At 71.0% G+C, this 11,468-nt stretch carries 11 protein-coding genes and 1 pseudogene; 3 read left to right on the top strand and 9 right to left on the bottom strand.

The features are described 5' to 3' along the window. Positions 1-119, bottom strand: a pseudogene (locus tag VEC04_RS06570) (DNA recombination/repair protein RecA); the annotation flags it as partial. A gap of 218 nt (positions 120-337) precedes the next feature. On the opposite strand from VEC04_RS06570, the gene VEC04_RS06565 reads away from it, so the two are divergent. Next, a complete protein-coding gene (locus VEC04_RS06565) occupies positions 338-1,885 on the top strand; it encodes a GNAT family N-acetyltransferase (protein ID WP_324775060.1) in 1,548 nt (515 codons plus the stop codon). A gap of 3 nt (positions 1,886-1,888) precedes the next feature. On the opposite strand, the gene VEC04_RS06560 is transcribed toward VEC04_RS06565, so the two are convergent. The 6 genes from VEC04_RS06560 to chpT form a co-directional block, all read right to left on the bottom strand. Further along, positions 1,889-2,341: a MaoC family dehydratase gene (locus VEC04_RS06560; protein ID WP_324775059.1), complete on the bottom strand. Its 453-nt coding sequence runs from the start codon at positions 2,339-2,341 to the stop codon at positions 1,889-1,891. Position 2,342: 1 nt separating this feature from the next. Next, positions 2,343-4,235, bottom strand: coding sequence for a M20/M25/M40 family metallo-hydrolase (locus tag VEC04_RS06555; RefSeq protein ID WP_324775057.1), 1,893 nt, complete (start codon positions 4,233-4,235; stop codon positions 2,343-2,345). An 83-nt stretch (positions 4,236-4,318) separates the two neighbouring features. Beyond that, positions 4,319-5,350: a hypothetical protein gene (locus tag VEC04_RS06550; protein WP_324775056.1), complete on the bottom strand. Its 1,032-nt coding sequence runs from the start codon at positions 5,348-5,350 to the stop codon at positions 4,319-4,321. A 196-nt stretch (positions 5,351-5,546) separates the two neighbouring features. Then, complete coding sequence (locus tag VEC04_RS06545; RefSeq protein WP_324775053.1) at positions 5,547-6,362, bottom strand: protein-glutamate O-methyltransferase CheR; 816 nt, start codon at positions 6,360-6,362, stop codon at positions 5,547-5,549. A 4-nt stretch (positions 6,363-6,366) separates the two neighbouring features. After that, positions 6,367-6,738, bottom strand: coding sequence for a response regulator (locus VEC04_RS06540; RefSeq protein WP_324775050.1), 372 nt, complete (start codon positions 6,736-6,738; stop codon positions 6,367-6,369). 97 nt (positions 6,739-6,835) lie between these two features. Further along, positions 6,836-7,489 (bottom strand): histidine phosphotransferase ChpT, encoded by a 654-nt coding sequence (gene chpT, locus VEC04_RS06535; RefSeq protein WP_324775047.1) that lies wholly within the window; start codon positions 7,487-7,489, stop codon positions 6,836-6,838. A gap of 90 nt (positions 7,490-7,579) precedes the next feature. Here chpT and cysQ point away from each other — a divergent pair, with 90 nt between their 5' ends. Beyond that, complete coding sequence (gene cysQ / locus VEC04_RS06530) at positions 7,580-8,365, top strand: 3'(2'),5'-bisphosphate nucleotidase CysQ (RefSeq protein ID WP_324775045.1); 786 nt, start codon at positions 7,580-7,582, stop codon at positions 8,363-8,365. A 3-nt stretch (positions 8,366-8,368) separates the two neighbouring features. Here cysQ and VEC04_RS06525 read toward each other — a convergent pair whose 3' ends face one another. Continuing rightward, complete coding sequence (locus VEC04_RS06525; RefSeq protein ID WP_324775043.1) at positions 8,369-9,613, bottom strand: hypothetical protein; 1,245 nt, start codon at positions 9,611-9,613, stop codon at positions 8,369-8,371. A 126-nt stretch (positions 9,614-9,739) separates the two neighbouring features. After that, entirely contained in the window at positions 9,740-10,606 is an 867-nt protein-coding gene (locus VEC04_RS06520) for a LysR family transcriptional regulator (protein ID WP_324775041.1), read from the bottom strand. A 91-nt stretch (positions 10,607-10,697) separates the two neighbouring features. Here VEC04_RS06520 and VEC04_RS06515 point away from each other — a divergent pair, with 91 nt between their 5' ends. Further along, positions 10,698-11,465 carry a class I SAM-dependent methyltransferase gene (locus VEC04_RS06515; protein ID WP_324775038.1) on the top strand — a complete coding sequence of 256 codons (768 nt, stop codon included), beginning with the start codon at positions 10,698-10,700 and terminating at the stop codon, positions 11,463-11,465. Positions 11,466-11,468: the final 3 nt, after the last annotated feature.

The raw sequence follows: 11,468 nt of genomic DNA, 5'->3' as shown, positions 1-11,468 counted from the left end.
AGCTTCATCACCGAGCCCTTGCCGAAGGCGCGGTCGATCTGCGCGATCGCCGCCTCCAGAGCCCGTTGCTTGTCGCCGTCGTCCTTGCCGACCAATTTCAATGCCGCCTGCGCTGCCACCTTGCCACTCTCCCTTGCCATGATTCCCGATCGGTATTCCGGGGGAGAGGCCCGCCTTCGGTCCGATGACCGTGACCCGCTCCCTGTGAGCAGGGATATGTGCACGGTTTGTTCCCGTTGCCAATATGTTCTTTTCAGAGCGTCGGGGCTTACGACCGATTTTGACGTATTCCAGCGGTCCGAGTTGATCCACGCGCGCCGCCGTGCGTTCAGGGGCGATGAAGAAGCCCCGCAAATCCGCCATCCTCAACATCCGCAACGCCCGCCTCGGCGACGTCGACGCCATCTCCGCCCTCGTCGCCAAGGTTTACAAGGACATGCCGGCCTATACGCCGGGCATGCTGCGCGGCCAGATCGCGGCCTATCCCGACGGGCAGTTCGTGGTCGAGTACGATGACGAGATCGTCGGCTACGCCGCCGGCTTCCGCATCGACGAGAAGACGGCGATGTCGCCCCACACCTGGACCCAGATCACCGGCGGCGGCTATGCGGCGCGGCACGACCCCCTCGGCGACTGGTTCTACGGCATGGAGGTGTGTGTCGATCCCGACCGACGCCGGCTTCGTATCGGCCAGCGGCTGTACGACGCCCGGCGCGACCTGTGCGAGGCCCAGAACCTGAAGGGCATCGTCTTCGGAGGCCGCATGCCGGGGCTGGCGCGGCGCAAGGCGGCCTGGCCGGACCCGCGCGACTATCTGGACGCGGTCACGGCGCGCAAGCTGAACGACCCCGTCATCGGTTTCCACATGCGCTCCGGTTTCGAGCCGATCGGGGTGCTGGAGAACTACCTGAGTTCAGACGCCGCCTCGATGGGTCACGCGGCCCACATGGTCTGGCGCAATCCCTACTACGCGGAGACGCACGGCCGGGGCGCGGCGTTCGCGGTCAAGGAGACGGTGCGGGTGGCGACGGTGCAGCTGCAGGCCCGCAAGGTCGCCAGCTTCGAGGAGTTCATCGCGAACATCGAGTATTTCGTCGACGTCACCTCGGACTACCGCTCGGACTTCGTGGTGTTCCCGGAGCTGTTCACCCTCCAGCTACTGTCGCTGGAGTCGAAGAAGCTGTCGCCGGTCGAGTCGATCGAGGCCCTGACCCGCTATACGCCCCGCTTCGTTGAGGCGCTGCGGAAGATGGCGGTCGAGTACAACATCAACATCATCGGCGGCTCTCACCCGACGCGGACCGAGGATGACGACATTCAGAACGTCGCCTACGTCTTCCTGCGCGACGGATCGGTTCACGCCCAGGAGAAGATCCACCCGACGCCGAACGAGCGCCACTGGTGGAACATCAAGGGCGGCGACCGCGTCCATGCCATCCCCACCGATTGCGGACCGATCGGGGTGCTGATCTGCTATGACTCGGAGTTCCCCGAGCTGGCCAGGCGGCTGGTGGACGAGGGGGCGCGGCTGCTGTTCGTGCCCTTCTGCACGGACAACCGGCAGGGCTATCTGCGGGTCCGCTACTGTTCGCAGGCCCGGGCCATCGAGAACCAGTGCTACGTCATCCTGTCGGGCAACGTCGGCAATCTGCCCAATGTCGAGAACATGGACGTCCAGTACGCCCAGTCCTGCATCCTGACGCCGTGCGACTTTCCGTTCGCGCGCGACGGGGTGGCCGCCGAGGCCAGCGAGAACGTCGAGACGGTCACCGTGGCCGACCTCGATCTTTCCGATCTGGCCTGGGCCAAGTCGCAGGGCACGGTGCGCAACCTGCGCGACCGCCGCTTTGATCTCTACAAGACGGTGTGGGCCGACGGCGGCTGAGGGTCAGACTCCGGCCTGCCGCCGCCACACCACGATGCCGAGGTGGGATATCTGCACCGCCTCGCCATGCTGGTTGCGGGTCTCGTGGCGGGTGCGGACGATGCCGCGCTCAGGCCGCGACTTCGACGGAATGATCTCGAGCACCTCGACATGGACGGTCAGGGTGTCGCCCGGGCGGGTCGGGCGCGGCCATGTGGTTTCGCCGCCGACGCCGACGAGGCCGCCGGCGAAGGGCAGGCCGTCGACCATCAGCCGCATGCTCAGCGCCGCCGTGTGCCAGCCGCTGGCCGCCAGCCCTCCGAACAGACTGTCCCGCGCCGCCGCCTCGTCCAGATGGAAAGGCTGGGGATCGTATTCCCGCGCGAAGGCCTTGATGGCGTCGGCGGTGACGGTGACCGAACCGGTCACGAAGGTCTGACCGACATGGAGGTCGTCGATGTAGAGCGGGTCCTTCACCTCAGGCCGCCCCGGCGACGGCGGGAGCGGGCGGCATCGGCTGGGCCATGCGCGCCCAGCCCGACACGGCCGCGCCGAGCACCAGCACCGCCAGCGCAGCCATCAGCCACGGCCTGACCGCGCCGCGCTCGGGCGACAGCGGCCGCACCAGCATGAGCACCAGCAGCCCCACCAGCACCAGCACGCCCGGCAGGTCGAGACCGATGCCGAGAAACACCGGATGGGACAGGCCGATCAGCCAGCCGCCGCCGAGAGTCGCCGTCACGGAGATCGGGACCAGCGACGGCGCCCGGGTCAGGCCGGGATCGAGGACCGCCGCCAACGCCGCCCCGGCGGCCGCCAGCAGACCCGGCCACAGGAACAGGAAGGCGGCTTCCGGCGCGACCGTCTGGGCCACGGCGCCGACGGCCAGCACGAGGCCGATCAGACCGATCCAGCCGCCCCACGCCGTGCGCGCGGCCAGTCCGGGAAGCAGCGACAGGCCGACGGCCGCCATCGACGCCCCGATGACGATCGGATTGCCGAACCCTCCCAGCGTGAGCCCGACGACGGCCATGGCGGCGAGGGCGGTCGCCGTGACCCTCGGGTCCGGCCGGCTTCGGCCGCCCAGCAGCGCCATGCCGAGCGCCAGCACGGTCAGCGCCGCCCCGGCCTCCATCCACGGCAGGCGCGCCAGCAGGGTGTAGTAGGCCTCGGCGCTGTCCGCCCGGTGGGTCATCGGTCCCGCCAGCGTCCGCACCGCGTGGGTGAGAACGAGGCCGACGGCCAGGAACCAGATCCCGTCCAGCGCTCCTCGCCCGACATCGGCCAAGGTCAGCCCCGCCCGCGCCCGCGCGCGCCACACCGCTGTTGCAGACAGCGCGAGGGCCAGCGCCAGAAGGGCCCAGCCCACCGCCGGTGGATGGCTGACGACCACCCGCCCGAACAGGTCGGCGTAGACCGCATTGGCGCCGCTTGCGGGCAGCGCGTCGGCGCGCAGCAGGGCGTCCGCGCTTTCCAGCGCCTGCGAACCGAGGTGCTGCACCGCGCCGCGATCCAGAGCCTCCGGCGTGGAGCTCGCGTGGTACTGTTCCGGCCGTCCGATGAAGGCGAGGTTCAGGCCCTGCACGCCCCGGCGTTTGGGGATGGTGAAGTCGGTGCCGTTGGGCATCCGCTCATAGACGAACACCGCCAGCGAATTCGAGGTGACGCCGCCCTCGGCGCGCACGCCCGCCCGGCTGAACAGGGCGATGGTCTCCGCATTGCCGCGCCCGGTCTCGAACATCATGGCCCGGCCGCCGCCGCCGCGCGCCTCCAGATTGATCACCGCGCCGATCCGGTCGCGCAGCGGGTGGTCGCCCCAGAAGGCCCGCGCCCCCTCCATGCCGATCTCCTCGGCGTCGGTGAACAGGACCACCAGCGTCCGGTCGGCTGGTCCCCGCGCCCGGATCGCCCGAACGGTTTCGAGCGCCGCCGCGACCCCGGCGGAATCGTCGGCCGCCCCAGCCGACATCGGCACGGTGTCGTAGTGGGCCATCAGGGCCACGGCGGGCAGGGCGGGGTTGCGCCCCGGCAGTACGCCGATCAGGTTCACAGCCGTGAAGTTCGCCGCCTCGGGATCGCCGCCCATCCGGCGCAGATAGTCCGCCGCCCCGCGCGCGATCGGCCCGGTCTGGGTCGAGGTCTGGAGTCCGAGCGCCGCCATCCTCCGCAGCAGGACCCCCTGCACCCTGGCGTGGTCGGGTGAGCCGACCGGATGCGGCCGTTGCGCCAGCTCGCGCACGTCGACCATGGCCCGCTCCGCCGAGAAGGCCGTCGCGGGTGCACCCCGCCCAGCCGGGGAGGGGACCTGCAACGACATGATCCCGACGAGCAGCGCGAGCGCCAGCGATCCGGTCAGCCAGAACAGCCGCATCAGACATCCTCCCCGATGACGGCCTGACCCTAGCGGTGCGGGCAGGGTCCGTCATCAGGGAGGACGCTGGAGTGTGGGCCCGGCTAGATGCAGCTGGCGGGATCGGCGCGGCAGCGGGCGAGACGCTGCAGCTGGGCGATCAGATCGGCCTCGCCCTTGACCTCGGCGGCCTGAACGGCGGCGCTGTCTTCCCCGAACAGGCCAAGGATCGTGGCCCCGCCGTTCGCGGCTCCGGCGACGCCGCTCTTCGTGCCGTAGGTGAGGGCGGTGACGGCCCCCGATTCGGCCAGGCCGAGCGACAGGGAGTTTTCTCCGAACGGCGCGGCGCGCGGCAGCGGGATTTCATACTCATCGGACTCGGCGATGACGATCGTGCTCGTGATCGTTTCGTCACTGAGCGTCGTCAGGACCAGATCGACCGCCGCAGTGTGGTTCAGCGGGAGCATGACGAGGTAGGGGTCCGCCTGGCCGGTATAGACGGCGGTCGGAGAGAGGCGACGCGGATCGCCAGCTGTCAGTCGGAGCGTCGGAAGGGCGGCCCCGAAGGACGAGCGGATTTCCCGGTTGCGCTGGGTCATGCTCAGGGTGACATTCCCGGGCGTGAACTCGTCATGATCGAAGCTCGCCGTATGTTCGATGGTCAGCACGCCCTTGCCGTCGGCGTCGAATTTCCCGTCGCAGAGGCTCCGCTGAGGGGGCTCGTCCCCGGCGCTCTTCTGACCGGTAGCCGCCGCCGCGGGGACGCCCGCCGCTACTGAAATGAGGCCGATGGCGGCCTTGATGATTTCCTCGCCTCGTCCCGTGGCCGTCGAATTGATGCTCTTCAGCCGTCCGTCCTCGTAGAAGGTGAAGCCGGCGGACCCGTCGCTCCACGCCGGGATGACCTGGCGCAGGGCGACGCTGTGTGCGTTTGGCGCGCGGAAATATCGGGTCTCCGGCTTCAGCGCGTAAACCGCCACGATCCCCATCCGATCCGGGGTGCACGCCAAGGTTTCGAGGACCGTGACATCCGTCGAACCGGTGGTCGGATAATACTGCACGGTGACGGGCGGCATGCTGGCGCAGGCGGTGACCGCCACGCCCGCCAGGGCGGCGGCTGCAATCAAATTCCTCATGACCATTCTCCAGGCGCCTGGAAGTGAGGCGCCGTGCCGTTGAACAGGAGAACGGTCATGCCTGCGCGTGACGGCCGTCACGGCTGGCATCCGGGTCGGGAGATCGCTGCATCCGGTCGTCCGTGACCACGCGACCCCTTTGAACTCCTTCGGGATCGGGGGTGATCATCTGGCCGCCGGCCGGCGGCCCTCCCGCTCAGGCGGCCCGCCGGAGCGCCCCCGGCGCCTTGACGAACAGGCCCGGCCGCCCGGCCACCGCGCGGAAGGCGAGGCTGTCTCCGTCCAGGCTCTCGTCGATGCCGAGGAACAGGCAGCCATCGTCGACGAGGCGCCGCTCGAGGTTGTCCAGCACCGCGCCGCGGCGGGCCGGCTCCATGTCGCCCAGCACGTGGCGGCAGAAGATGACGTCGAAGCGGTGGTCGTCGGCCGGCGGGTCCAGCAGATTGGCGCGGGCGAAATGCACCGCCGCGCGCAGCTGGGGCTTGGCGATCCAGTTGTCTTCGGCTTGGTCGAACCAGGCCAGCATGGTCCCGGCCCTGAGGCCGCGCTGGATCTCGAAACCGGTGTAGGCTCCCGAGCGGGCCTTCTCCAACGCGCGCTGGGACAGGTCGGTGGCGACGATCTCGATCGGGAAGCCCGCATCCATGGCGCCGATGGCCAGCGACCAGGCTTCCTGTCCGGTCGAGCACCCCGCCGACCAGATCTTGACCGGAGCCCCGCCGCGGGCGGTGGAGAGCGCGGGCAGCAGTTCGCTGGCGAAGGTGTCGAAGGTCGGCCGGTCGCGGCGGAACCAGGTCTCCGGATTAAGCAGCGCCTCGATCACCGCCCAGCCCAGCCCCGCCACCGGCTTGGCCCACAGCGAGGCCAGCAGGTCGTCGACAGTCTCGTACCCCTCGCGCCGCGCCAGCGGGCCCAGCCGGTGTTCGGCCAGCTTCATGCGGTCGCGCGTCAGCCGGAACCCGGCGCGCGACGCCATCAGCGACTGCAGGCGATCGAAGGAGTCCGGCGACATGGGTTCAGACGGCCCCCACCTCGGCGAATTTCGAAGTCAGGATCTCGCCGTCGAACGGCTTCATCACATAGTCGTCCGCGCCGGCCGACAGGGCCTCGGCGATGCGTTCGGCGCGCGTCTCGATGGTGCAGAACAGCACCTTGGGTCCGCCTCCGCCCGGCATGGTCCGCAGGCGGCGCAGGAAGGTCAGCCCGTCCATCACAGGCATCGACCAGTCGAGCAGGATGACCTCGGGCATGACGCCGGCGCAGAAGGTCAGGGCCTCGGATCCGTCCGCCGCCTCGTCGACCTCGAAGCCGAGTCCTTCGACGATGCGCCGCGCGACCTTCCGGATGATCCGGCTGTCGTCGACGATCAGGCAGGTTCTGGGGGTCAAGGACTGGGTTCCGGAACTGACGCTCAACGCACGTTCGGCGTTAGCCTTATCATCGCCGCGCGCCGGTTAACGAGTCCTTGGGAAACCGGCTTAAGGGTCAGTTAGGCATGTGGAGGGTCAGGGCCACGCGGCCCTCGTCGGCCTGGACATCCAGCGAGCCTCCGGCGTCGTGAGCGGTCAACCACAGCCAGTAGGGCTGGATCCACTGCCCCGGCAGGCCCTCGGCCAGCGGACGCCCCGCCAGACCGGCCACCGCCTCGGGCTTGAGCCGGGCCCGCGCGCCCTCGGCCACGCCGGTGATCGTCAGGCCGTCGCCCCGGCTCGTCGAGATGACCGCCGCCCCGCCGGAGGGCAGCGCCGCCATGGTCAGATACGCGAGGTTCACCAGCGCCCGCGCCTGGGCCTTCGAATAGTCGCCGCCGTCGACCCGCCACTCCAGCGTGGCCCGGCCGCCTTCGGTCAGGCCGGCGACCAGCTCACCGAGCTCGGCGCCCGAAAACCGTTCGGCGGAGGTCGAGGCCCCGAACGCCACCCGGGCGAAGGACACCAGCGCCACCATCTTCTTCGCGCTGGCCTCGATCAGGCCCATGGCGTCGTCGCGCATGTCCTGGGCGGTCGGGTCCTTGAGCAGGTCCAGCCCCGAGTTGATCGCCCCGGCCGGGCTGATGAAGTCGTGGCACAGCTTGCCGGCGACCAGCGCGGCGAGGGCCTGGCCGTCGGGGAGAGAGGAGGGGGCGGCGGTGTCGGTCATCGGGCTCGAAAACAACAGGTGATCGGTCGCGCGGACGCTGCCCTGATTTGCCGGTTCTTCAAACCGCCGCGATGGTCTATCGGAGCGGCCATGAGCAAACGACTGACCGCCGACCTCGCCTCCGGTGCGTTGACCGAGGCGCTGGCCGACATCGCCGAGGACGCCGCCCGCGTCATCCTTCCCTACTGGCGCAACGGCGTGGCGGCCGAGGCCAAGGCCGACGACAGCCCCGTGACCCGCGCCGACCGCGAGGCCGAGGCCCTGATCCTTGAGCGGCTGGAGGCGCTGTATCCCGGCGTCCAGACCGTGGCCGAGGAGGCGGTCGCCGCCGACGGCGCGCCGGCCGAGGCCGCCGAGTGGTTCTGGCTGATCGATCCGCTGGACGGCACCCGCGGCTTCATCGAGGGCCGGGAGAGCTTCACCGTCAACATCGCCCTGGTGCACAAGGGCAAGGTCGTGGCGGGTGTCGTCACCGCCCCGGCCACCGCCACTACCTGGCGCAGCGGAGGCAAGGGCGCCGGCGCCTTCCGCCGCCGTTTTGGCGAGGCGTGGCAGCCGATCCGGGTGCGCAACCGGCCCGCGTCGCCGACGGCGGTGATGAGCCACTCGATGAGCGACGTCGAGGCCGAACGCCTCGCCTCCCGCCATGGCTGCGTGCAGTGGCAGGGCACGGATTCCTCGCTCAAGTTCTGCCTGATCGCCGAGGGGCGCTTCGACGCCTATCCGCGCACCGGTCCGACCTCGGAATGGGATACGGCGGCCGGGCAGGCGGTGCTGGAGGCCGCCGGCGGCCGCGTCATGGCCGAGGACGGCCAGCCGCTGCGCTACGGCAAGTCCTGCTTCGCCAACGGTGGCTTTGTGGCGCTGGGCGGTTAGGGCTCAGGCCCTCGCCGCCGCCTCCGGCGTCGCCAGCACCGCCCGCTGCGTCAGCGCCGGAGCGCCGCATTCGCGGGCCGTCTCCATCGCCTCGGCGAGCATCAGTCCGACGGCGCGCGGCGCGGTTCCGGTCAGCCGGCTCCGGGCCATGGCCAGATGGGCCATGCCGATCTGGTCGGCGGCCCAGTCGAGCGGCTCGGTACGGGCCGTGTCCGCCAGCCGGCGCCGGACGATCGCCTCGAGCCTCGCGAGGGCCTCGATATCGGCCGTCGTCTCGGCCAGCCCGGCCTCGGCGGCCAACCGGCGCTCGCGGGCGAGGGCGCCGAGGATCAGCCCCGGCTCACGGCTCAGCGCCTCGGCCTCGGCGAGCAGCAACAGCGGGGTGTCGGCCTGCGCCTGGGCGAGGCGCACGGCCACCCAGTCGAGCGGGCTGTGGTCCGGTGTGAACTGGTCGGCGGCGGCGTCGAAAAGCGCCCGGCCCTGCACCCGCGCGGCGTCGTTTCCGGCCAGGTCAGCCAAGGCCATCAACCCGGCTCCGGCCAGAGCCAGCGCTCTCGCCCGCGTCAGGGGCCGATAGTCGGGCGAGGCCGCCTCGACGAGGGCGCGCAGATCGCGTCCGGCCTGGTCCAGCAGGCGGCCGTCGCGCCGCGCCACGCCCGCCTCCAGCGCCAGCGCCGCGCGGTCCAGCCGCAGCTCGTCTCCCGCGGTCGACGGCAGGGCCCGGGCGCCATGCAGCGCGGCGTCCAGCAGGGCCGCGGCGTCGAGCAGATTCGAAGGCGATCCTGACAGCCGCGCGCGCCGGGCGCACAGCCGGGCGTGCAGCGCCGCCGCCGCGGCCCGGGTGACCGGCCGCTCGGCGGTCAGCGACTGGGCGTCGGCGAGCGCCGCCGTCAGGGCCGCCGGTCCGCCGAACAGGTCGAAGCGCAGCAGGTGAATCTCTCCGGACTCGATCGCCGCCGCGGCGGTCTGGTCCGGGGTGGTGGTGTGGCGGGCCGCGTCAGAGGCGCATTTCGCCGCCCGGTCGAGGCTCTCGCGTCGTCCTGTCCGCCGCGCGTGTTCGCGCCACAGGCCCGAGGCCCGGATCCAGCTGTCGAACGGGCGGGCGCAGGAGACGCGGCCGGCGTCGACCGCCTCGCGGCGCGCCTCGGCCTCGACCAGGTCCGCGCCGATCAGCTCCAGCCAACCGAGGTCGTCGCTTTCGCGCGCCTTGTCGAACAGCTTCCTCAGGTCCCGGCCGAATTCGAACATGGGTGACCCGCGCTCCGTCCCGCTTCGGGACTGACAGCCGTCCCTCTCGCTGTCCTTGCAAACGCAGCGCCGCCCCGGGGGTTCGGCTTCGCCGTGAAGGTGTTTCGATCGGGGCGGTGGAAGCGGTCAGATCTTCTGACCCGGCGCCTCCAGCCAGGCGAGGAACCGCCGCGTCGACGGTCCCGCTTCGCCCCGGCGGTGGAAGGCGGCGAATACGGCGCCGTCGCTGACGAAGCCGTGGGGTGCGACCAGCCGGCCGGCGGCGAGATCGGCCTCGACGAGGGGGCGCTGAGCCACAGCCGCGCCCAGCCCCGCCGCCGCCGCCTCGATCATGGTCTGCTGGTGATCGAACTCGACCGGACCTCCTGCGGGCGCCGGCTGGCCGGTCAGGGGGGACCAATTGGCCCAGGCCGCCGGATGCGACCGCGAGACCAGCCGGACGTCGGACGCGGCGCCAGGCGCGGCGACCATGCCGATCGCATTGTTCATGAACGGCCTCGCCTCCAGTCCCTCGGGACAGGGCGTGTCTGGCGCCAACATGCGGATAGCCAGATCGGCGCCGCCGAGGGTGCGGTCCAGCGGCGCGTAGGATTCAGTCAACTCGACCACCACGCCCGGCGCGGCGGCGGCGAAGTCCGGCAGACGAGGGATCAGCCAGCGGGCCGCCAGCGTCGACAGGCACGACACCCGCACCCGTCGTCCGGCCCGGCCCCGGCCGGCCACCGCCTGCTCCAGGGCGGCGAAGGCCGGTGCGATCTCCCGCCACAGCCGCTCCGCCTCGGCGGTGGGCCGCCGGGCGTTGCGCGGGCCCTCGAACAGCGGATGGCCGAGCGTCTGCTGCAACAGGCCGATCTGACGGCTGACCGCTCCGTGGGTGACGCCCAGCCGCTCCGCCGCCCGGCCTATTCCGCCCAGCCGCATCGTCGCCTCGAAAGCCTGCAGCGCCTTCAATGGCAGGTAGGCTGCTGACGGTGCAGGGGTGGCTGGCTTCATGTGCGAAAAACTCACGAACAGCGTCCGATAAGTCGTTAGGCGGTCACGGGCAAGACAGGCATTCGCTGGTCGGCCAACCGGGAGGAGCGAGATGATCGACGCCGTCGACTACGACCAGCGCCAGCACCAGACCTATCAGGTGGGGCGCGAACTGCCTGCCGCCAGCCGAAAGCTGTGGGCCGACGCCTTCGCCGCCCGCGCGCCGGCCGCCCGCCCGCTGACCTGCCTCGACCTCGGCTCCGGCACCGGTCGCTTCACGCCTTTGCTGGCCGAGGTGTTCGGCGGACCGGTCTACGGCGTCGAGCCCTTCGACCGGATGCGGGAACAGGCCGAAGCGGCGCCGCACACCAAGGCGGTGCGCTATCTCGCCGGGCGGGCCGAGGCGATCCCCCTGCCGGACGAGACCTGCGACCTGGCGCTGATGTTCCTGTCGTTCCACCATGTGCGCGACCGCCCCGCCGCCGCGGGAGAAATCCGCCGCGTGTTCAAGCCCGGCGGCCGGCTGCTGATCCGCAGCCATTTCTCCGACCGGATGCCCGAGGTGCACTGGCACCGCTGGTTCCCCCGCGCCCGCGCCGTCGAACTCAAGATGTTCCCGACACTCGCGGAGGTCACGGACCTGTTCGCGGCGGTCGGGCTGCAGCCCCTTGCCCTCGACACGCTGCGCGAGCGGTTCACCGACAGCCTCGCGGAGTCCTCCCGCCGCCTGCGCACCCGCGCCATCTCGACCTTCGAACACCTCGACGAGGCCGAGATCGAGGAAGGCTTCCGCCGCATGGACGCCGAGATCGCCGCCGGGCCTGAGGGCCCGACATACGGCGACTGCGACCTGCTGGTCCTCGGCCGAGGGGAGGGATGACGG

This window comes from Brevundimonas sp., assembly GCF_035626535.1.
In the GTDB taxonomy this organism is placed as follows: Bacteria; Pseudomonadota; Alphaproteobacteria; order Caulobacterales; family Caulobacteraceae; genus Brevundimonas.
The sequence above is the reverse complement of the archived record's forward strand: the minus strand, read 5'-3'. Positions and strand labels throughout refer to the sequence as shown.

What these genes read in the sequence shown, in the direction of transcription:
- VEC04_RS06565 (WP_324775060.1), top strand. Translation starts at nt 338, where the DNA reads ATGAAGAAGCCCCGCAAATCCGCCATCCTCAACATCCGCAACGCCCGC.
- VEC04_RS06555 (WP_324775057.1), bottom strand. Translation starts at nt 4,235, where the DNA reads ATGCGGCTGTTCTGGCTGACCGGATCGCTGGCGCTCGCGCTGCTCGTC.
- VEC04_RS06550 (WP_324775056.1), bottom strand. Translation starts at nt 5,350, where the DNA reads ATGAGGAATTTGATTGCAGCCGCCGCCCTGGCGGGCGTGGCGGTCACC.
- VEC04_RS06545 (WP_324775053.1), bottom strand. Translation starts at nt 6,362, where the DNA reads ATGTCGCCGGACTCCTTCGATCGCCTGCAGTCGCTGATGGCGTCGCGC.
- chpT (WP_324775047.1), bottom strand. Translation starts at nt 7,489, where the DNA reads ATGACCGACACCGCCGCCCCCTCCTCTCTCCCCGACGGCCAGGCCCTC.
- cysQ (WP_324775045.1), top strand. Translation starts at nt 7,580, where the DNA reads ATGAGCAAACGACTGACCGCCGACCTCGCCTCCGGTGCGTTGACCGAG.
- VEC04_RS06525 (WP_324775043.1), bottom strand. Translation starts at nt 9,613, where the DNA reads ATGTTCGAATTCGGCCGGGACCTGAGGAAGCTGTTCGACAAGGCGCGC.
- VEC04_RS06520 (WP_324775041.1), bottom strand. Translation starts at nt 10,606, where the DNA reads ATGAAGCCAGCCACCCCTGCACCGTCAGCAGCCTACCTGCCATTGAAG.
- VEC04_RS06515 (WP_324775038.1), top strand. Translation starts at nt 10,698, where the DNA reads ATGATCGACGCCGTCGACTACGACCAGCGCCAGCACCAGACCTATCAG.